The sequence below is a fragment of the Emergencia sp. JLR.KK010 genome (genome assembly GCF_037018265.1).
Lineage (GTDB): Bacteria > Bacillota > Clostridia > Peptostreptococcales > Anaerovoracaceae > Senimuribacter > Senimuribacter intestinalis.
In genome coordinates, this window is the sequence record NZ_CP143550.1 from 876,634 (window position 1) to 898,723 (window position 22,090).

The 22,090-nt window shown below is 46.9% G+C and carries 18 protein-coding genes; all 18 read left to right on the forward strand.

The window, feature by feature from the left end; translation table 11 throughout:
• Nucleotides 1-34: 34 nt before the first annotated feature.
• The 18 genes from V1225_RS04155 to V1225_RS04240 all read left to right on the forward strand — a co-directional run bounded on the left by V1225_RS04155 (nt 35) and on the right by V1225_RS04240 (nt 22,090).
• Nucleotides 35-913, forward strand: coding sequence for a LysR family transcriptional regulator (locus V1225_RS04155; protein ID WP_160201714.1), 879 nt, complete (start codon nt 35-37; stop codon nt 911-913).
• 143 nt (nt 914-1,056) lie between these two features.
• Nucleotides 1,057-3,432, forward strand: a complete 2,376-nt coding sequence (locus V1225_RS04160; RefSeq protein WP_338547632.1) for a pyruvate formate lyase family protein — start codon at nt 1,057-1,059, stop codon at nt 3,430-3,432.
• 19 nt (nt 3,433-3,451) lie between these two features.
• Nucleotides 3,452-4,372 carry a glycyl-radical enzyme activating protein gene (locus V1225_RS04165; RefSeq protein ID WP_160201716.1) on the forward strand — a complete coding sequence of 307 codons (921 nt, stop codon included), beginning with the start codon at nt 3,452-3,454 and terminating at the stop codon, nt 4,370-4,372.
• A 14-nt stretch (nt 4,373-4,386) separates the two neighbouring features.
• A complete protein-coding gene (locus V1225_RS04170) occupies nt 4,387-4,668 on the forward strand; it encodes an antibiotic biosynthesis monooxygenase (RefSeq protein WP_251613259.1) in 282 nt (93 codons plus the stop codon).
• A 32-nt stretch (nt 4,669-4,700) separates the two neighbouring features.
• Nucleotides 4,701-5,594 carry an NAD(P)-dependent oxidoreductase gene (locus V1225_RS04175; RefSeq protein ID WP_251613260.1) on the forward strand — a complete coding sequence of 298 codons (894 nt, stop codon included), beginning with the start codon at nt 4,701-4,703 and terminating at the stop codon, nt 5,592-5,594.
• 148 nt (nt 5,595-5,742) lie between these two features.
• Nucleotides 5,743-7,203, forward strand: a complete 1,461-nt coding sequence (locus V1225_RS04180) for an ATP-binding protein (RefSeq protein ID WP_160201719.1) — start codon at nt 5,743-5,745, stop codon at nt 7,201-7,203.
• Between the two features lie 293 nt (nt 7,204-7,496).
• Nucleotides 7,497-8,627, forward strand: coding sequence for an AraC family transcriptional regulator (locus tag V1225_RS04185; protein WP_338547634.1), 1,131 nt, complete (start codon nt 7,497-7,499; stop codon nt 8,625-8,627).
• A gap of 61 nt (nt 8,628-8,688) precedes the next feature.
• On the forward strand, nt 8,689-9,618 hold the full coding sequence (locus V1225_RS04190; protein WP_251613266.1) for an ABC transporter permease: 930 nt from the start codon (nt 8,689-8,691) through the stop codon (nt 9,616-9,618).
• A gap of 10 nt (nt 9,619-9,628) precedes the next feature.
• The gene (locus tag V1225_RS04195; RefSeq protein ID WP_160201724.1) at nt 9,629-10,462 is read left to right on the forward strand and encodes an ABC transporter permease; all 834 of its coding nucleotides are present in this window, start codon (nt 9,629-9,631) and stop codon (nt 10,460-10,462) included.
• A 13-nt stretch (nt 10,463-10,475) separates the two neighbouring features.
• Nucleotides 10,476-11,456: an ABC transporter ATP-binding protein gene (locus V1225_RS04200; RefSeq protein ID WP_338547635.1), complete on the forward strand. Its 981-nt coding sequence runs from the start codon at nt 10,476-10,478 to the stop codon at nt 11,454-11,456.
• Entirely contained in the window at nt 11,449-12,429 is a 981-nt protein-coding gene (locus tag V1225_RS04205; RefSeq protein WP_338547636.1) for an ABC transporter ATP-binding protein, read from the forward strand. The genes V1225_RS04200 and V1225_RS04205 overlap by 8 nt, the downstream gene beginning before the upstream one ends.
• Before the next feature lie 20 nt (nt 12,430-12,449).
• Entirely contained in the window at nt 12,450-13,805 is a 1,356-nt protein-coding gene (locus V1225_RS04210) for an amidohydrolase family protein (protein ID WP_251613276.1), read from the forward strand.
• 262 nt (nt 13,806-14,067) lie between these two features.
• On the forward strand, nt 14,068-15,459 hold the full coding sequence (locus V1225_RS04215; RefSeq protein ID WP_338547637.1) for an amino acid permease: 1,392 nt from the start codon (nt 14,068-14,070) through the stop codon (nt 15,457-15,459).
• 120 nt (nt 15,460-15,579) lie between these two features.
• Entirely contained in the window at nt 15,580-16,959 is a 1,380-nt protein-coding gene (locus tag V1225_RS04220) for a sigma 54-interacting transcriptional regulator (RefSeq protein WP_338547638.1), read from the forward strand.
• A 4-nt stretch (nt 16,960-16,963) separates the two neighbouring features.
• Complete coding sequence (locus V1225_RS04225) at nt 16,964-18,361, forward strand: sigma 54-interacting transcriptional regulator (protein ID WP_251631347.1); 1,398 nt, start codon at nt 16,964-16,966, stop codon at nt 18,359-18,361.
• Nucleotides 18,362-18,520: 159 nt separating this feature from the next.
• The gene (locus tag V1225_RS04230; RefSeq protein WP_338547639.1) at nt 18,521-19,465 is read left to right on the forward strand and encodes an arginine deiminase family protein; all 945 of its coding nucleotides are present in this window, start codon (nt 18,521-18,523) and stop codon (nt 19,463-19,465) included.
• A gap of 31 nt (nt 19,466-19,496) precedes the next feature.
• Nucleotides 19,497-20,456 carry an arginine deiminase family protein gene (locus V1225_RS04235; RefSeq protein ID WP_251613284.1) on the forward strand — a complete coding sequence of 320 codons (960 nt, stop codon included), beginning with the start codon at nt 19,497-19,499 and terminating at the stop codon, nt 20,454-20,456.
• Between the two features lie 5 nt (nt 20,457-20,461).
• On the forward strand, nt 20,462-22,090 hold the full coding sequence (locus V1225_RS04240) for an amidohydrolase (RefSeq protein ID WP_160201732.1): 1,629 nt from the start codon (nt 20,462-20,464) through the stop codon (nt 22,088-22,090).

Here is a 22,090-nt window from a genome sequence, read left to right on the forward strand (position 1 = left end):
ATCTACGTAACCGCAGACTGAAAGGGGTGAACCGATGGATTTAAAGAAATACGAAGTATTGCTCAAGGTGGTCGATCGAGGGAGTATTAATAATGTTAGCTATGATTTGGGATACACCCATTCGGGGATTTCCAAAATGCTCAACAGTATGGAAACAGAACTGGGCTTTCCTATTATAAAAAGAAGCAATAAAGGCATCAGCCTGACTTCTGAAGGAGAGCGGCTGATGCCGATGATAAGGCGGATTGTTAAGGAAAGTGAAAAACTGGAAACAGAAATTGCACTAATCAACGGTCTGGAAAAGGGCACGATTCGAATCGGGGGATTTCCAACGACGGCATATGTTTTGCTCCCGAGCATTTTAAAGGAATTTTGCAAGCGATATCCTAAAATTCAGGTGGAGGTTTTAGAGGAACATAGCGTAGATGTGCTGGAGCAGTGGCTCAACCGTGGCATTATTGATATCGGACTTTTCAGCAGGCAGCCTTATCACAATTTTGACTGGTTCGGCGAGCGCAGAGATGAGTATGTGGCGCTGCTGCCTAAGGGACATCCGCTGACTCTAAATGAAATTGTGACTTTAGAGCACCTCTTTAAAGAACGGGTTATTCTTTTTAAATCTCATAAAGGATTTGATCAGGACATCATTCAGCTGATGAGATATATAGATCTCAATCAGGATTTAGGCGGATACACCTTCAATTCGGATTTTACAGTAATCCGTATGGTGGAGGAGAACGGTTTTGTGACGCTGGTTCCAAAGCTGATTGCTGAATACGCAGTTTCCGGCTTTGCAGTAGAATACAGACCGATCGACAGAGAACTTCATAGAAGCATTGGTTTCGCGGTAAAATCCAAAAGTGATATTTCACCGTCTGTGAAAAAGTTTCTCGCTCTTATAAAAGAAGGCTAAACGTTTTTTCATGATACAAATTGTCACGGTGAACATGAGATTTCTCCGCTACCTTGTGAATGAATTATCAAGTATGATTTAGGTAATAAAACTTAAATCATACTTTTTTAATTTATAAACCACTGAAGAGAAGGAGAAAGACTATGAATCGAGACAGAATTGAGATGATGAATGAGCGTCTGAAAAATTCTAAACCGCAGCTGGATACCGAAAGGGCTAAGCTGGTAACGGAAGCTTATGCTAAATTTGCAACCTACACACCAGTGCTTCGCAGAGCGCATGCATTTGCATATATTCTGGATAATATGGAAGCCAACATGCAGGATGGAGAACTGATTGTAGGCAGCCAGACCAAAAGAGTCAGAGGCGTTCCTGTATTCCCTGAATTTGGTGCAAAGTGGGTTATCGATGAAATTGATATGTTCCCAGTACGCGGCACTGACCCGATTGTAGTACCGGCTGAAACAAAGGCAGAACTGCTTCCAATCCTGGAAAGCTGGGGAGAAAATACCTTTGATATACAGTCAACTGCAGCACTTGATGATTACGTGCTGAAAGCGCAGGATTGTGGTGTATTGTCAGTTGGTGCGAGAACTACAGGTATGGGACATATTTCCCCTGATTATCCGAGCATTTTGCCGGTAGGTCTGAAAGGTATTATTGCCCGTTCCAAAGAAATGATTGAAAAAACCCAGGTGCTGACTCCGGAAGACAGCAGAAAAATCGATTTCTGGAATGCAAACATCATTTCCTGCGAGGCAGTTATCAGATTTGCACACAAATTCTCTGATCAGGCAGCAGAACTTGCTGAAGCAGAAAAAGACCCGAAGAGAAAAGCAGAACTTTTGAAAATTGCAGATGTATGCTCTAACGTTCCTGAAAATGAGCCGAGAGATTTCTGGGAAGCGCTGCAGTTTGTTTGGTTCCTGCAGCTGACGATTCAGATTGAAGACAACGGTCATTCCATTGCGGTGGGCAGACTGGATCAGAATCTGTATCCTTATTATAAGAAATCTGTTATCGAAGGCGATATGGCAGCAGAAGATGCAGAAGAATTGCTGGCAGCTTTATACATCAAGTGCACAGAAATGCTGAAATTACGTGATAGTTTTGACTCCCTGGGCTTTGCAGCATATCCGATGTGGCAGCAGATGGCAATTGGCGGGCTGACCAGAGACGGCAAAGATGCAACCAACGAGTTGACTTATGCAGTATTTAACGCATGGGATCTTGTTAAGACTGTACAGCCGACCATGGCATTGCGTGTAAACGATAATACACCAAAGGAACTGATGGATGTCGCTCTTGGCATGGTGCAGAAGGGTTATGCGATTCCGGCGTTCTACAATGACAACATGATTGCAAATGCACTGAAAAACAAAGGTGCAACAGAAGAAGATTCCAGAGATTGGACGATTCACGGCTGTGTAGAGCCTTATGTGCAGGGCAAAACTGACGGCAGACCAAACGTGGGATATATCAATGCTGCAAAATGTATCGAACTGGTATTAAACAATGGTTATGATCCAGTTGCAAAATGTGAGATGGGTCTGAAAACCGGCGATCCTGATACTTTCACCAGTGTGAAAGATTTTGAAGAAGCGCTGCACAAGCAGATTGTACACTTTGTAAAGGTAATGTGCGAAGCTTACACAAAGGTTTGCGCAATGCACGCACTGTATGTTCCAAAGGGATATGCTTCTGCACTGGTGACTGACTGCATCGGCAGAGGAAAGTCTCTGGAAGAAGGCGGCGCATTATACAACAGTTCCGGCGTATTCCTGGTTGCTATGGCAAACGGCGCTGATTGCTTGGAAGCAATCGATTATGTAGTCTTCCAGGAAAAGATGATGAAAGCCAGCGAATTTAACGAAATTCTTCACAACAACTATGAAGGCAATGAAAGACTGCGCAATATCATCTTAAACAAAGTTGATAAATACGGTAACGATAAAGAGAGAGTTGACGGTTATGCAAATCGTATGATTCGCGCTTACAATGCTGAAATGGTCAAGTATCGTGACAGCCGCGGCGGCACTTACGAAAACTGCATTCTGTCTACATCCTTCAACGTACTGCAGGGTAAGACCATCGGTGCGACACCTGACGGCAGATTGGCAGGTGAGCCTGTATCCGACAACGCTTCCCCAATGGTAGGAAGAGACGTAACCAGCCCGACTGCAACTATCAAGTCTGTTGCGTCCATCGACCAGTGTGACTGCAACAACGGCGCACTGTTCAACATTAAATTTGACCCGAACATTGTGCAGGGAGAAGAAGGCAAAGAGATTTTGAGAAATGTGATTCAGTCTTACTTTGACATGAACGGCGAACACATTCAGATTAACGTAGTAGATGCAGGAACACTGGAAGCTGCGCAGGAAAGTCCTGAGGACTATAAGAACCTGCTGGTTCGTGTAGCTGGATATTCCGCATACTTCATCGAACTGGACAGAGAAGTACAGAATAATATCATCGGCAGAACAGCGCACAAAAATGTAGGCTGCGGCTGCTGCTAATGATTTGGAGGCAGATTGAATGAACAAAGGAACCGTTTTTAATATACAGAAAATGTCCATTCACGATGGGCCGGGCATCCGAACTACAGTGTTTTTTAAAGGGTGCCCCCTAAACTGCCTTTGGTGTTCCAATCCTGAAAGCCAGCGCGTCGAAAAAGAAGTGGCGTGCTTTCAGACAAGATGTGTAAAGTGCGGTTATTGCGCAGAGGTCTGTCCGAAGGGACTGATTGAAAGAAAACCGCCTTTTGAAATCACAGGTCGCAGTGAATGCGACCTGTGTGGCATTTGTGTCAAGGAATGCTGCACCAATGGAAAGAAAGTGGTTGGAGAAGATTATACCGTGGAGGAACTGCTCCACGAAATATTGAAGGATAAGAATTTTTATGACTCTTCCAACGGCGGAGTAACCTTTTCCGGAGGCGAGCCTCTGATGCAGCATGAATTTTTGGTAGAAATGCTAAAGGCATGCAAAGAGAACGGCATACATACAGCCATTGAAACCACTGGATTTGGAAAGGCTGAGGATTTGCTCTCAGCAGCGGAGCACCTGGACCTTGTATTCTTTGATGTGAAACACATGAACGACGAAAGACATCAAGAGATTACAGGTGTTTCCAACAAGCTGATTTTAGAAAATTTGGCAGCCCTTGCATCTCGCCATGACAATATTATTGTAAGAATTCCGGTCGTTCCGGGAATCAACGACGATGATATTAACATTGCAAAAACTGCGGAATATATTACTTCGGCAGGCATCAGCCAGCTGGAACTTTTGCCGTATCACAATTTGGGTGAGGTAAAGTACGGTCAGATTGGAAGGACCTACGAACTGTCAGAGGTGAAGACGCCAAGCGAGGAGCGTATGGCGCAGCTTGCAGACGTTGCAAAAGCGGGGGCAAAGGGCAGTCCGCTGGAAGTCAGCGTGATGAAATCCTTGTAAGGAAGGAGAAAAAGATGTATAATTTACTCGTAACTTATACTGCAAAGGATGAGCAGACGCTTCGCGCCTTTTATCAGGAAGTCGAAGCTGCCGGCATTATCAGTGAGACTCATAAGGAAGAGGGGAATCTTCGCTACGATTATTATTTTTCCTGTGAAAGAGCCAATGAAGTTCTAATTGTAGAAAAATGGGTGGACAAAGCTGCGCAAGTTTATCACGACGAATTGCCTCATCTGATTGCTTTGGGAAAGATAAAAGAAAAATATGGCATAGAGACTGCATTTGAAGAACTGTAAGCGCTTAAAATGCAGGGAAATCGGAGTTTGCAATGAAAAAGTTTGATTTACTTGTCATGGTCGACAATACTGGAATTGCTGAATTTGTACTGCCGCAGTTAGAGGTGGTCTGCGAACAGTTGATTTGCTATGATGACTTTCCAACAGATGATGAAGAAATTTTAATGCGAATTAAGGACGCTGACGCTGTTTTGGTGTCTTGGAACACAGCGCTTTCAAAAGACATTCTGTCGCAGTGTCCGAACCTTAAGTATGTTGGACTGTGCTGCACCTATTTTAATGATGATTCCTGCAATGTGGACACTGCTTACTGCAGAGAGAATGGAATTGTGGTAAGTGGAGTCAGCCATTATGGTGATTATGGTGTAGTGGAATTTGTCATCAGTGAACTGGTCCAGATGGTAAAGGGGCTTGGAAAAATTTCTTTCTATGAGGAGCAGAGAGAGCTGCGTGGCATGAAACTTGGCATTATTGGACTTGGAACTGTTGGTACGATGGTGGCTGAGGCGGCTGATTTCTTCGGTATGGAGGTTTCTTACTATAATCGAAGAGAAAAAGAAGATTGCCCTTATACATATAGGGAGAAGGAAGATCTCTTTGCAGAAAGCGATATAATTTTGACCAGCATTCCCCGCAATCAGATTGTTGTCGGAGAGGAAGAGTTTGCGCTGATGGGAAACCACAAAATTTTTATCAACGTGGGTGTGGGACCGTCTTTTGATCAGAACGCCTTTGAGCGCTGGCTTGCAGAAGGAAACTATGCGATTCTTGACTCCGGCTCTATTCATAAGGAGAAACGACAGTGGTATAAAGCCCAGGAACGTATTTCTATTCCTGACCATGTGGCGGGATTCACGTGGAATGCGAGAAAACGGCTTGGGGAAAAAGCTGTGCAGAATATTAGGGACTACTTTAATACACTTTAAGTGAGACTGCAGACCTTTTAATAAGGCTGCAGTTTTGTTGTGGGAAAATACTTTTGCAAAATTCCTTGCTGTCTTTAGAAAAATCGGGTATAATAATACTAAATTTAGATTTAGTAAATTTGGATTTAGTCATTAAAGGGAGGATCATATGTTCATAGGAAGAGAAGCGGAACTGAAGTTTTTAAACGATAAATATGGGACTGAGGGCGGACAGCTGATTGTTTTGTACGGCAGACGACGTATAGGTAAAACTGAAACGCTGAGAGAGTTCTGCAAGGGGAAACCTCACGTCTTTTTTTCCTGTACCCAGACGACCGATCCAATGCAGCTTGCAAAGTTTTCCAAACAGCTGCTCAGAGAGGATATCCCTGCGAAGAAGTATATAACGGAGTTTTCTGATTGGGAGAATGTATTTCGTGCAATATTAGATTTGCCTTATGGGCCGGAGAAGAAGCTGGTCGTTATAGATGAATTTCCTTATATGTGCCGGACCAACCGCAGTATTCCCTCTATTTTACAGAACCTTTGGGACAGTGAATTAAAGGAAAGGAATGTCATGATAATTCTGTGCGGAAGTTCTATGAGCTTTATTGAAAAAGAACTGCTTGCTGAGAAAAATCCGTTATATGGAAGGGCAACGGGAATTTATAAGATGGAAGAAATGGGCTTTTATGACGTTGTGAAATTTTTCCCAAATTACTCCGAGGGAGATAAAGTTACTGCTTACGCGGTACTTGGCGGAGTACCACATTACCTGAAGCAATGGAGTCCGAACCTTACGATAGAAGAAAACATTAAGCGGAATATCTTATCCAAAGGCTGCGTGCTATACAGTGAAGTGGATTTTTTGCTGCACCAGGAACTTCGTGAAACGCCGATATACAATTCTATCATTGAGGCAGTTGCTTTGGGGAGTACAAAGCTGAACGAAATCAGCCAGAAGTCTCTTGTCGAAGATACGGCAAAGACCAGCGTTTATCTGAAAAATCTTATAGAGCTTGGAATCGTTGAGCGGGAGTTTTCAGTGGATACAGGGCTAAAGGAAAAGGCAAATACCAGTAGGGGGATTTATCGTTTAACTGACCATTTCTTTAGATTTTGGTATGCTTTTGGATTTGCTAACTTTTCTCAGCTTGAAGACGGCGATGTGGATGGCGTATATGAATATATCGTAAAGCCTGCATTACACAGGTTTGTATCCTTTGCTTTTGAAGATATCTGCAAGGAGTATTTAAAAGAACTGCAGAAGCAGCATGCACTCCCATTCCGCTATGCAAAGCTTGGACGCTGGATGGGAAAAACTACAGTTCGCAATAAAAATGCACATGGCGGCTTGCGCACTGCAGAAACAGAGATTGATATTCTTGGAATCAGTCAGGACGCAGATAAGTATTTGGTCTGCGAATGTAAGTTTAAAAACAGTCTATTTGATTATTCGGATTACCTTGACGTTTCGGCAAAGCTCACACCGCTTAAAGAAAAGGCGAGATTTCACTACGCGCTTTTTTCTGAAAGTGGATTTGATAAGAAACTTGTAGAGCTTGCGGCGGCAAATCCGGAGACGGTGCGTCTTTATTCCCTTGAAACAATCGTAAATCTACCGGTTTAGGAAATTTCTAAACCCGCTGGGCGTTATGCCGTGCTTTTTACGAAACACGTTAGTGAAATATTCCGATATCCCCGACAGAAAACAGCTAATCGTACAAGTAGAAGCGGTTTTGCAAGAATGGCATAAAAAAGAACAAGAATAAGTACAGCACATAGAAAACAAGTGCGCAGGTCATGCGAGTCGTGACCTAGCGCACTTGTTTTATTTTGGTTAAAAAGGTACAATAACAGTTTAATTTTGTGTATTGCTATTGTAATTTTGAAAAAATACAATAAATAAAAGGAGAAAAAGTCATGAAACTGTACGAGAATTTGCTGAAAATTGATGCGGGACAGGTCACTTATATGCCGTTCCATTTGAGCGAAAATTTGAGGCTGCTCTATGTGCTTTGCGGCAGTGTCAGCTGCAGATGGGTTGCAGGGGTACATACACTGTCCGCGGGACAGATTGAAATTGTCAATATTGAAGAACCTTTCTGTATTGAAGAGTGCAGTGAAGACAATTTGATTTTATTCTTTGAAATCCAAAGGGAAAAAGCGGTGGAGTACTGTAATCTCATAGAGACTGGAATGTACAACTGCAATACCACGCTTTTTTACGATTCGACTACAGGCAGCAAGGCACAGGCGATGCTGAAAGATAAGCTGCAGATGCTGTATGGTGACTGCCTGGCACAGAGAGATCGCGCCGTCATAGAACAGTGGGTTTGCGATATTGTTAATTTTATTGTGGATAATTGTCATGATCTTTTGAACATGCTCAACGTCAAGCGGGGAACGGATCCGCGGGCGGAACGTTTTTTGCGCATCTGTACCTATATGTATAATCATTGTGATGAGAAAATTAATCTAAAGCAGCTGGCGGACGGCGAATATGTCAGTCAGCAGTATTTGTCCAAGGAGTTTAATGAGCGGTTAAATATGAATTTTAAGGATACGCTGGAGTATTACCGCATCATTCAGTCTGTGCGGTATCTGATTCAGGGACGGAAGAATGTTACCATGATTTCCGAGCTTAGCGGATTTTCGGCGCCGCGGTATTTCTATAAGCATTTTGCCATGTATCTGAAATGTACACCGGCGGAATTTCGAAATCAATATCTTTCCCAAAGCGTGCAGCTCAGAAAGATTGACGCGGAGGACACGTGCATACAGGAGCGGCTGCTGCATTTTCAAACGGTACGGACGCAGAAAGACGGAAACGCAGCGCACGAGATTCCCTTTCCGGTGATCGAGCGGCGGCATCTGCAGTTCAATAAGCGAAAAGTGTCCCGCACACTGGTTTTGTCCCTGACGGAATTTGTTAAGCAGCGGCTTCCAGAAGGCGTAGAGGTCATGCGGATTTCCAGCATCATGCTCACCAATTACGAAGGGCTGCCGAAGAATCAGCTGTATGAGAAAATCGTGAAAGAAGTATTTGCATAGATAAAGTAGAAAAGGCGGGCAGAGGACAGACTTCTTCTGCCCGCTGATTGGAGGAATCACTTTGAACGATATTATGCGTTATATCATCAAGCGGCTGCTCATCGGTATTCTGGTCGTACTGTTTGTAACCGTTTTGATTTTCGGTATCATGCAGGCGATGCCGGGCAATCCCGTCGACCTGATGGTGGATACAAGAGTGTCCGCGGAAAAGGTGGAAGCAATTAAAGCGGAATGGGGACTGGACAAACCGCCGGTGGTGCAGTATTTTTATTGGCTTGGAAACATATTGCAGGGGAATTTTGGTATGTCCATTTCCCTGAAACAGAATGTAAGCGATCTGATTTTACAGCGGCTGCCTTACACCCTGCTTTTAACCGGGGCGGCGCTGGTCATCGAATACCTGCTGGCAATTCCCCTGGGACTTTTGGCGGCGGTTCGCAAGAATAAGATAACCGACAAGGCGCTGACGATTACGACGGTTGTGCTTTGGTCGATGCCGCCGTTCTGGCTGGGCGTGCTTTTGATGCTGGTGTTCAGTATTCACCTGAATATTTTGCCTCTGTCAGGCTACAGCGGCTTTGCCTCATTGATTTTGCCGGCGCTGACCTTGTCCCTGCCTGCACTGGCGCAGATTTTCAGACTGACCAGGTCGGAGGTTTTGGACGTGATGGACGAGAAATACGTGACGACGGCGTACGCAAAAGGCATCACGGACAAAAAAATTCTCGTGCGTCATGTGCTCAGAAATGCGCTGATTCCGGTAACGGTTATGTTTTTCCTGTCACTGCCGTGGCTCATTGGCGGCGCGGTGGTTGTGGAAAATGTTTTTGCGTGGCCGGGCATGGGACAGCTGCTCTGGAAAGGCATCGCAAAACAGGACTTTGTCATCGTACAGGGCATTGTGTTCGTTATTACTATTTTGACGGTCATTTGCAATATCATAGGCGATATGATATCTGGCATTTTAGATCCGCGCATTCGTCTGGAATAGGAGGCAGCATATGAGAAAAGAAAAATGGAAACTGATGCTGCAGAACAAGATGTTCGTCATCGGCGCGGTATTGTTTCTGGCGGTCATTGTGGTGGTCATTTTCGCGCCATTGCTTTCGCCGCATACATATACAGAACAGAACATGTCAATGCGTCTGGTAAAACCCTGCGGGGAATATCCGCTGGGAACAGATCAGTACGGCAGATGTATTTTGAGCAGGGTCTTCTACGGTTCCAGAATTGCGCTGGGCGTAGGAATCGTGGCGGTTGTCATTGAAACACTCATTGGCGTGACCTTAGGCATTATCGCCGGTTATTATGGAAAGACCGTGGACAAAATCGTATGTTTTGTAACAGATACGACCTGGTCTATTCCGCCGATTATTCTGGCGATGGCCATCGTACTGATGCTGGGGTCCAGCGCGCAGAACGTGGCAATTTCCGTTGCAGTCGTCAGCTGGGCGCAGTTTACCAAAATTGTCCGCGCGAAGGTACAGTCGTTGAAAGGGCTGTCCTATATTGAAGCGGCGAAGATTTGCGGAGAAAAGGATATTTCTATTATATTGCGGTATATTCTGCCGAATTTGGTATCGACCATTATTATCCTGGCAACCCTGGCTTTGCCGTCGGCAATTCTGTCGACCACTTCCATGGGATTTTTAGGACTGGGCGCGCAGCAGCCGCTGCCTGACTGGGGCATGATTTTATCTGAGGGCATCCAGTACATCAGAAACGCGCCGTGGATTTCCCTGGTACCTGGTCTTGCAATCGTATGGACAGTGCTCGGTTTCAACCTGGTCGGCGAAGGCGTCAAGGAACTCCTGGACCCGCGTCTGAAAGTATAAGGAGGGCGAAAGAATGAGTGAAAATCTTTTAGAGGTCAGGGACCTGTGTATTCAATTTGAAACCCAGGGCGGCACGGTCAAGGCTGTGGATCATGTCAGTTTTGATATAAAAAAAGGCGAGGTCTTCGCCCTGGTCGGTGAATCCGGCTGCGGAAAGTCGACGACTGCTATGGGCGTCATGCAGCTGATTAAATCGCCGGGCAAAATCAGCGGCGGCGCGGTTAATTTTGACGGAAGAAATCTGCTGGAATTGTCTCGTCAGGAAATGACAAAGGTGCGGGGCAGCGAAATCGGCATGATCTTCCAGAATCCGCTGGATTCTCTGAACCCGGTTTATACCGTAGGCACGCAGATGATGGAGGGACTGCTGGTCGAAAAGATGGAGAAAGAGAAAGCCTATCAAATCGCTTTTGACATGCTCCGCGACGTGAAACTCTCCGATGTGGAATCGAGAATGAAGTCTTATCCTCATGAGATCAGCGGCGGCATGCGACAGCGTGTCATGATTGGCATGATGCTGTGCAGAAATCCAAAGCTGCTCATTGCCGACGAGCCGACTACGGCGCTGGATGTGACCATACAGGCGGGCATCATTGAACTGATGAACGAACTGCGTAAAAAATATGATTCGGCAATCCTGATGATTACCCATGATTTCGGTATCGTAGCGGACGTAGCTGACAGAGTCGGCGTTATGTACGCGGGAAACCTAATCGAAGTAGGCGAAGTCTTTGAAATCTTTGACAATCCTAAACATCCGTATACGAAGCTGCTGATGAAAGCGCTGCCGACGATTACCAAAGAGGAAGGCAGGCTGCAGACCATCAAAGGCTTTGTGCCGAATCTTGCGGAAGAAAGAGCAGGCTGCAATTTTGCTGATCGGTGCCCTGATTGCACGCCTTTGTGCAGGGAAAGGAAACCTGTGCTCAGGAAAGTGGCAGAACAGCATTTGTGTGCGTGCTTGCTGCAGGAGGGAGGTGCGGAACATGTATAGTGAAGAAAAAGACCGGACGCTGGTTCGGATAGAGCATTTGAAAAAATACTTTCCCCTGCGGAGAGATAAGAAAAACGCCTTTGTCCGGGCAGTGGACGATGTGAATCTGGAAATTTTCCGTGGGGAAACCCTGGGACTTGTGGGAGAAAGCGGAAGTGGAAAAACGACGCTGGCAAAGATGATTCTGGGGCTTTTGCCGCCGACCGAAAGTACCATTTATCTGGACGGACTCGATGTATGGGACAAAAAGAATAAAAAAGCCCTGCGGCAAAGTGTAGGAGCAGTGTTTCAGGACCCTGCATCCTCACTGAATCCCCGTTCTTCTATCTATCGTTCCCTGGAAAGACCGCTTTTGATTAATGGCTATAATAAGGCGACCGCCAAGGATTTGATTTACGATACGGCGGAGAAGATCAATATTGGACTGGAGCTTCTCGACAGATTTCCCCATGAACTGTCAGGCGGACAGCAGCAGAGAGTCAGTATTGCCCGCGCCATTATGCTGAAACCGAAACTTTTGGTGCTGGACGAACCGACCAGTGCACTGGATGTGTCGGTGCAGGCGCAGACGCTGAATGAACTTCTCAAACTGCAGGATGAACTTTCCATGACCTATCTGTTCATTACCCACAATCTGTCTGTGGTTAGATATATGAGTGATCGGATCTGCGTGATGTACGGCGGCAAGATCATGGAAATCGGCAAAACTGCCGACATATACGCATCCTGCACCCATCCGTACACCTTCGGGCTGCTTTCTTCTGTGCCGCCTCTGCATCCGAAAGAGCGGTATCGCAAGAAGTATCTGCTCAGCGGCGATATGCCGAGTTTGACCGAAGATACGCCGGGCTGCCGATTCGCAGGCAGATGTAAATATTGTAAGGAAATCTGCAAGGCAGAAGCGCCGGAGATGAAAGAAGTAGGCGAAGGCCATTTTTCGGCGTGCCATTTTGCAGGAGAACTGGAATTTTAAGGTTGCAGTGAGGAGAAACAATGAAAGAGTTAAAAATATTGAATGCGAAAATCCCTGATTTTGAAACAGATACCTGGGAAGTTGCCGACATTTTAATCGATCACGGAACGATTTTGAAAGTAGGAACGGTGGATGAGGATACGCTGGAAACCATCGATGCGGAGGGCAAAATTGCCTCTCCTGGTTTTATCGACATCCATGCCCATGAAAACGCGCTGCACGGCGATGCACATGACTTTTTCACAGCGGCCTGTGAGGTCAGAATGGGCGTTACGACGAAAGTAGGCGGCAACTGCGGTGACAGCTATAACAGGCTGGAAGACTTTTGCGGCAGAGTAAACAGTCAGGGCAGTCCTACCAACTATATGATGTTTGTGGGACAAAACAGCCTGCGTGAGCATGCCGGCGCCGGCGACAGGTATAAACCGTCTACGCAAGCACAGCTTGACCAGATGAAACGGGAACTGGCAGCCTGCAGAAAATATGGTCCTGTGGGACTGTCCTGCGGATTTGAATATGCGCCGGGTGTGACAACTGATGAAACGGTGGAACTTTTGTCTGCCCTGGAGGAGCCGGGATATTTGACTTCTGTGCATTTTCGCGCAGATGGACCGGACAGTGTGGCATCCATTGAGGAACTGGTGGAAATTCAGCGCAGAAGCGGCTACGGCATGCAGATGTCCCATATTGGAAGCTGCAGCGCGGTAGGCTACATGCGACAGGCGCTGACGTGTATCGAGGAAGCCAGAGGCGCTGGGGTGGACATTACCTGCGACTGCTATCCTTACACGGCGTTCTGCACCGGTATCGGTACCGCGGTATTTGATGAAGCCAGCTTTGAGAAGTGGGACTACAGCGACCTGATGGTTACGGCAGGTCCATATAAAGGACAGCGGTGCGACAAGGCGCTGTTTGAAAAACTGCGCGCGGAAGACCCAGATCTGTATGTGGCGGCCTTTGTGATGAACGAGCCGGAAGTAGAGCTTGCGTATCAGGCTCCTTACGTCATGGTAGGCAGCGACTGCGGATTCACTGACGGTGGCGGTCATCCGAGAGGTGCGGGAACATTCCCTCGTGTACTTGGAAGGATGGTGCGCGAAAAAGGCGTTCTCACCATGATGGACGCGCTGCGCAAGATGACAGTGCTGCCTGCTGATCGTCTCAATCTGAAGACAAAAGGTGAAATCAGAGAAGGTTTCGATGCGGATATCGTCATTTTCGATGAGAATGCGATTGCCGACTGCGCCACCTACGAACAGCCGACCCTGCCGCCCGATGGGATTTCTTATGTCATATTAGGCGGACAGATTGCGGTAAAAGACAAAACCATGGTCAACGGAACACTGGGACGGTTCATTCCATATCAAAACAGCTAAATTCATAATGACACCTTTCAATAAAGTAAGCAGCCGCCCGGGATTTAAAGCCCTGTGCGGCTGCTTGCACTTTAGTGGCAGAGCTATGGTGAATGTATCAAAGTGGCCGCCGCATATTTGACATGTTAAGAAAATTTTCTGCAAAGTGAAGATGAAGAGATTGTACATGAGTCTTAAGATGTTGAAATTTTAACAAATGTTCTTTTGGCATACTCTTTGCAATTATCTTTTTCGACAATCAAAATGAAAAGGAGGAGAAAGAATGTCAAATCAAAAAAATATTGCGGCTGAAAACGGCGAATTTAAAAAAGAGATTTCTGTTTTCGGCGGCGTAAGCATCGTTGCCGGCATTATGATCGGTTCCGGTATTTTCTACTTAGGCTCTTATGTATTACAGCGAGCGAATTATGATACTGGCGTTGCGCTGCTTTGCTGGCTGGTTGGCGGCGTTATCAGTCTGCTGGGTGCTCTTTGTTTCTCGGAACTTGGCTCTTCTATGCCAAAGGCCGGCGGACTAACTGTATATCTCAACGAGGTATATCATCCTGTCGTAGGTTATATGTACGGATTCAGCCAGTGGCTTATCGCAAGTCCAGGTTCCATTTCCGCGGTGGCGATCGCAATACCTACTGCACTGGTGGAATTTTTTCCTGGTATGGGGGACATGCACATCAAGTCTATCGCTATCGTCCTTATTATCTTATTTACCTTGTATAATATTTTAGGTGTAAAAGAGGCATCTGTTATGGCAAACATCACCATGGTTGCCAAGATTGTACCGATGGCAATTATTTTAATCGGCGCCATTATTATCGGCAATCAGATGCCGGATTTAAGCCCTGTTCCGGTGGAAGCGACTGGCGAAACAGCTAGCTTTACCAGTGGAATCGGAATCGTAGCATTCGCTACCCTGTCCTCCCTGTGGGCGTTTGAAGGCTGGTCCAATGTAGCCAACTTGGGCGAAGAAATGAGAAATCCGCAGAAGAATCTTCCGAAAGCGCTGATCATCGGTGTCGGATTTGTAACCGTATTCTACATTTTGTTTAACTTCGCGATCTATCGTGTCATTCCAATCGAAGAAGCAAAAACCATGATTGAAGCGGATAACGTATATCTGGGTACAGAAGTCGCAAGACGTCTGTTCGGCGGCTTCGGCAGCGTCCTGGTTGTTGCAGCTATGCTGATTGCGATGCTGGGTTCTCTGAACGGGCAGGTACTGGCATATGCCAGAGTCGGCTACGCGATGTCTCACGAGGGACATTTCTTCAGAAATCAGGGAAAGCTTTCCAATAAAGGTGTTCCTGCAATCGCGCTGATCACCCAGTGTGTCATCGCTATCATTCTGGTACTGTTCCGCAGTCTGGATCAGCTGACCACATTGGTTGTATTCCTGGGCGCCATCGGCTCTCTGCTTGGTGTATTCGGTGTACTGGTCAACCGTTATCGCTTCCCTGACAGAGAAAAACCTTACAAGGTGCCTGGCGGTGTAGTAACTGTAATTATCGCCACTTTATGCTTTGTAGCACTGCTTGTCAGCAACTTCCTGGACGACCCTATGATGTCCATCTTCGGATTAATCGTCGTTCCTGCAATCGGCGCAGTCATCTACATCTACTATGACCGCCTGAACAAGAAGGAAGCAAAGAACGCATAAAATAGCCCTTATCATACAGGGGAGGTTCCCCCAAATCCCCTAGGAAAGACGATGGTCTATCCTGGGGGATTTTTTCTTAAACTTTGCGGGGCGCAAGCCGCGGACAGGAGAGAAATACATATGGAATTATCAAACTATGTCAAACAGATTCTGAATATTTACAATTACTACGACGGCGCCATCATCATGGACCGAAAGGGGATCATCGAATACTATTACAACAGCCGCAAAGACATCAATACGCTGACTAACGAAGAAACCCGGGGAAAGAGCCTGTTTACGATATATCCTGATCTGGAACGGGAAAACAGCTCCATGTTTGAGGTAGTTCGAACCGGAAAGCCGCTGCTGAATCAGTATCAGAAGCTGATTAATTATAGAAATGAGACTTATGAGGCGTTGTTCAGCACCTTTCCTATCTATATAGAGAATCAGATTGCCGGCTGTATCGAGGTGTTTCTGTATCTGGAAGAACGAGAAGAACATCTGAACATTTTTATCATGAATTCTAAAACGACCGGCACGCGGGAGCCCTATCTGCTGCGCGATATCGTCTCGGTTTCTGCGCCAATGGAGCAGTTAAAAGAGCGAATCATTCAGGCGTCCCGTACGAAATCCACGGTGCTCATCTATGGAGAAACCGGTACAGGAAAAGAGTTGGTCGCGCAGGCGCTGCACGCAAACAGCTCGCGGGGCGGAAAACGGTTTCTCTCTCAGAACTGCGCCGCCATCCCGGAGAATTTGCTGGAAAGCATTCTGTTCGGCACTGTAAAAGGAGGGTTTACCAATGCGGAAAATCATATGGGACTCTTTGAAGCTGCCAGCGGCGGTACACTTTTTCTGGACGAAGTCAATTCTATGGACCTGGCAGTACAGGCAAAGCTGCTGCGCGTGTTGGAGGAGAAAAAAGTAACGCGTATCGGAAGTACCAAGGAAATTCCTGTGGACGTAAGGATTATTGCTGCGATGAATGAATCTCCGAAAGAATGCGTGCAAAACGGAACACTGCGGGAGGATTTGTATTACCGCCTGCGCGTGGTGCAGCTGGATTTGCCGCCGCTGCGGGAACGAAAGGAAGACATCGTACCGCTGATCGAACATTATATCGACTTTTTTAACCGGACGATGCAAAGGCAGATCAAAGGCGTGTCTTCGGAGCTTATGGCGGCATTCTGCCAATACACCTGGCCGGGCAATGTGCGGGAACTGCGAAATATGATTGAAAGCGGTTTCAACCTATGTGAAGGCGATGTGATCGACATGGAAGATATCGACATCAATGTACTTGCTGCTGCCGGAGAGCAGTATGACGAGAAGTGTCTGCCGATTAATAGTCTGAAAGCAAGAATGCAGCGCTTTGAACGGTATATTTTGCAGGAAGCGCTGACCCAGTGCGGCAGTATTACAGATACCGCAGCCTGTCTTGGGATCAGCAGGCAGACCCTGAGTGCGAAAATGAAGTCGCTGGAGATTGCGGATATCTGCCGCGGAGAGGAGTAACGGCATGAAAAAATTGCGGGAATATGCGCAGGAAATATTGGATGTATACAACTATTTCAACGGCATCATCATCTTTGATCGGAGCGCGACAGCCGTGTATTACTATAACAATCGTCCTGACATCAATCAGCTGTGCGAAAAAGATGTGATCGGAAAAACGCTGCCGCAGATTTATCCCGAATTGGACTTGGAAAACAGTACGATTATGCGGGCGCTGCAAACGGGAAAACCGACGTCCAACATTTATCAGAAAATCAAAGACTTTAAGGGACAGGAAGTGCAAGAGGTCAATACAACGCTGCCTATTTTTGATGGAAACGAAATCATTGGCGCGGTGGAAGCCTCCCAGTATATCATCGGTGAAAATGAATACCGCAATATTTATATTACGCCGATTAACAGTGAAATTGAGCGCGCTTGTTTCACAGTAGACGATATCATTTCCGAAAGTTCCGATATGGAAGCGGTCAAGAACAAAATCCGAAAAGTTTCCAAAACCGATTCTTCCATTTTGCTGTATGGAAAAACGGGTTCCGGCAAAGGGATGGCAGCAGAAGCCATTCACGCGGGCAGCGCGCGCAGCAAACATCGTTTTGTCACGCAAAACTGCGCCGCCATCCCATCCACCCTGATGGAGAGTATTTTATTCGGCACGATAAAGGGCAGTTTTACCGGTGCGGAAGACCGCAGAGGGCTCTTTGAAACGGCTGACGGCGGTACCCTTTTTCTGGACGAAATCAACAATATGGATTTGAATCTGCAGGCAAAGATTCTGAAGGCCATTGAGGAGCAGAAAATCACAAGAGTGGGCGATTACGAGCCGCGTCCCGTCAATGTGCGGGTCATTGCGGCGGCAAATATCGATCCGCTGCAGCTGGTCAGAAATGGAATCCTGCGCGAAGACCTTTATTACAGGCTTCGTGTAGTGCAGATTGACATGCCCGATTTGAAGGCGCGTAAAGAAGATATCATGCTGCTGACCGAACACTTTATCAGAGAAAATAATCGAAGAATGGACCGGCATATTTTAGGGGTGGATGACAGCGTAAAGGATTTTTTCCTGCGTTATGACTGGCCCGGCAATGTCCGAGAGCTTGCCAATACCATCGAAGGCGCTTTTAACTTCGCAAAAGATACGCTGCTTCATCTGGAAGATATCCCATGGATTTCGGAGCTGGAAACGGAAGAAGAGGAAACATTTCCGCCTTTTGCAGCTGCAGCGTGCCGCCCTTTGAAAGAGATTCTGCAAGGGTATGAACGCAGTCTGATTCTAAGGAGCATGGAGGAACACAGCACCATGCAGAACCTGTTGGCGGCGCTGCACATCAGCAGGCAGAACTTGAACCATAAAATGAAGCAGTATGGCATTGAAAATAAATTTGACAGTCTGAAAAAATTTTAACACACTGGAGATTTTGATTGCTTGCACTCTTTCTGCAGCACGAAAGAGTGCTTGTAATTTCAACGAAAAGACGATTGGGATTTCCGGCGCTGACTGACTTTTTTCTTGGCACGGGAATTGCTATATAAATTGATAAATGAAAATGGAGGTGAAGGCAATATGAGCCAAATAAAACAAGATATTGATGCTATACCTGGTGAAAGATGGTTTCCAAAAGAAACTGCTTTTGAAGACGATATGAACGAATACTGGGGTGATTTCGGCGTTTGTTCCGAAGTCGACACCCTGCGGGCAGTACTGATGAGAAGACCCGGCAAAGAAGTAGAAGATTTTGATGCTGCGGCAGTTAGATTTTCTGATGAACCCATCGATGTGGAGCTGATGAGAAAACAGCATGACGATGTAGTAAAGGTCTACACAGACTTTGGCGTCAAAGTACATTATGTAGAAAATCAGAGAGAAGACAGACCCAATGCAATTTTCTGCCGCGACCTGATGTTCATGACACCGGAAGGCGCTATCCTGACAAGACCAGGGATGGCAGCTCGCAGAGGGGAAGAACGCTATATTGCAGAAGCACTGGGAAAGCTCGGTGTACCGATTCTGCGCACGATCGCAGGTGACGGCATGTTTGAGGGCGCAAACGGCATGTGGGTGGATAGACATACCTGCGTTTTATCCACCGGCAGCCGCTGCAACCGGAGCGGTTATGAACAGGTAAAATATGAGCTGGAACGCATGGGAGTCACTGTATATCACATGCAGCAGCCTTACAGCAACATTCACATCGACGGACTGATGAATCCGCTGAGCCACGAAGATGTTCTGGTTCACGCTTCTCAGGTGCCTTACGATATTCTGGATATGCTGAAGAAAAAGGGTTATCGCATTTTGGAAGCACCGTCTCAGACAGAGGTGAGAGAAAACTTTGCCTGCAATTTCGTAGCGCTGGAGCCGGGGCACATTCTCATGCCGGAAGGAAGCCCGAGAACCCAGGAACTGTTAGAAAACAGCGGCATCAAAGTGCAGACTGTCAATATTTCTGAAATTATGAAAGGCAAAGGTGCGCTGCACTGTATTACTGCTTATTTGAAGAGAGGCTAATTTGATATCGATTATATACAAGGAGGAAATTATGAACGAAAAACAAGGAATGAACAACACTGCAGATATTGATGCGCTTCCAGGAGAGCGCTGGTTTGCGAAAGAATCTTCTATCATTGACGATATGCCGGAGCTTTGGGGAGACTGGGGCGTCTGCTCCGAGGTCGATACCCTGCGCGCCGTGCTCATGCGCAGACCGGGAAAGGAAATTGAAAACTTTGACTGGGAAGCAGCCAGATTTAAAGCTCCTATCGATCCTGAGCGGTTCCGGCAGCAGCATGACGCGCTGGCGCAGATTTACAGAGATCACGGTGCGACTGTGCACTATATCGAAGAACAGCGGGAAGACAGACCCAATGCTTTGTTCTGCCGCGATCTAGTGTTTATGACACCGGAAGGCGCCATCGTGACAAGGCCAGCCATGGAAGCAAGACGAGGTGAAGAACGGTACGCGGCGAAGAAGTTGGCAGAACTGGGTGTGCCAATTATCAGAACGGTATGCGGCAGCGGCACTTTTGAAGGCGCCATGGGACTGTGGATCGACCGTCATACCGTCGTACTGGCATCCGGCGTGCGTACCAACCGGGAAGGCTATGAAATGGTAGAGCAGGAATTGCGCAGAATGGGCGTTACCGAAATCCTGCACATGCAGATTCCATATGGACACGCCCACATTGACGGACTGTTAAACATGGCAAGCCATGACGTTGCGATGATTCACGCATCGCAGGTGCCTTATGACGTGTGCGACGCGCTGAAGAAAAAAGGCATCAAGCTGCTGGAATGCCCTTCCAGAATTGAAGCAAAAGAGAGCTTTGCCATCAACTTTGTTGCCATAGAGCCAGGCACAATCGTAATGCCTGCAGGCAATCCGCGCTCACAGGAGCTGCTTGAAAAGAACGGCATCAATGTCATTCCTGTAGAATTTGATGAAATCATGAAAGGGTTCGGTGCAATTCACTGCTGCACTGCATTTTTGAAAAGAGGTTAAGCGACATGAAAAAAGCATTTGTAAATGGCAGAATCAGAACAATTGATACTGAAAATACCCTCGTGGAGGCGATGATTTGTGAAGATGGAATCATCTCTGCGCTGGGAACGACCGAGGAAATTACGAAAAAGGCGCAGGACTGTGAAATCGTCGATCTGGGCGGAAAAGACGTTTTACCTGGCTTTATCGACGCTCACATCCACCTTTTGAGCCATGCCATTTTTGAGAAAAAAACGGCGTCTCTGGGCGCTGCCCGCAGTGCGGACGAAATGGTAGAAATCGTAAAGCAGTATATCGAGGAAAACCAGATTCCGGACGGCGAATGGGTCACTGGGTTCGGCTGGGATCAGGAAGTATTTCCGGGCGGAGAATTTCCAACAGTCAACGATCTGGACCGCATCTCTGATACCCACCCGATTATGCTGGACAGACGCTGCGGAACCATTTGCGCTGCCAACTCCATGGCTATGAAAATCGCTGGCATTGACAAGAACACACCTGACCCTCAGGGCGGTGAACTGGTACGGTTTGCCGACGGCTCCCCGACTGGCGTCATGCTGGAAAGCGCCATGAGCCTGATCGGTGATCACGTGCCAAAACTGACAGATAAACTGCAGATGAAAGAACTGCTGGAATTTTCTTTCCGCGAAATGGTGAAAAACGGCGTGACCGTCTGCCATACGGAAGACTTCTATTCTGTCGACGATAAACGGGCGCTGTGGGAAGCTTATCTGGAACTTTGCGCAGAAGGAAAAATGCCGATTGATCTGGTTTTACAGCTGCGGATTCACAGACCGGATCAGCTGCAGGAATTCTTTGATTATGGATTCCACTCCTGGCAGCGGTTTGGAAAAATCAAAATCGGACCGATTAAGTTCCTGGGCGACGGCTCACTGGGCGCATGGTCTGCAGGACTGAACGAGCCTTACAGTGATAAGCCGGACAGCTGCGGCTGCCTGTATTGGGATAAGGAAGAACTTTCCGCTATCGCAAAAGAAATCGTGGATCACGATTTTGATCTGACGATTCATGCCATCGGAGACGCTGCAGTAGAGACCTTCCTGGACGGATGCATTTCTGTAAAAGATACCATCAAAGAAAAACAGCTGCGTCCTTCTATTATCCACAGTCAGATTATGAACGAGCGCATTTTCGAGAAGTACAAGGAAGTCGACGCGATCGGCTTGATTCAGCCGATGTATATTCATTCCGACTGGAGCATCGCAGATTCTCGTGTCGGCGAACGTATGAAGACCAGCTACTGCTTCGGCAGCATGCTGAAACAGGGCATCCGTCTGGCGGCTGGCTCCGATCTTCCGATTGAATCGGTCAATCCGCTGGAGGGCATTCAGGTCAACGTGACCAGAAAAGATCTGTCCGGACAGCCGGAAGGCGGATGGTATCCGGAAGAGAAAATGAGCAGACTGGATGCAGTCAAACTGCATACCATTTATGGCGCTTATGTTTCTAAAGATGAAGATTCTCTCGGCTCTCTGGAAGTCGGCAAGCGGGCAAACTTTGTCGTGCTGTCAGACGATGTATTCAGCGTGCCGGAGGATACGATTAAAAATATTCAGGTGATGAAAACCTATATTGACGGCGCGCTTGCCTTCGATATGGAAGAGGAGGAATAA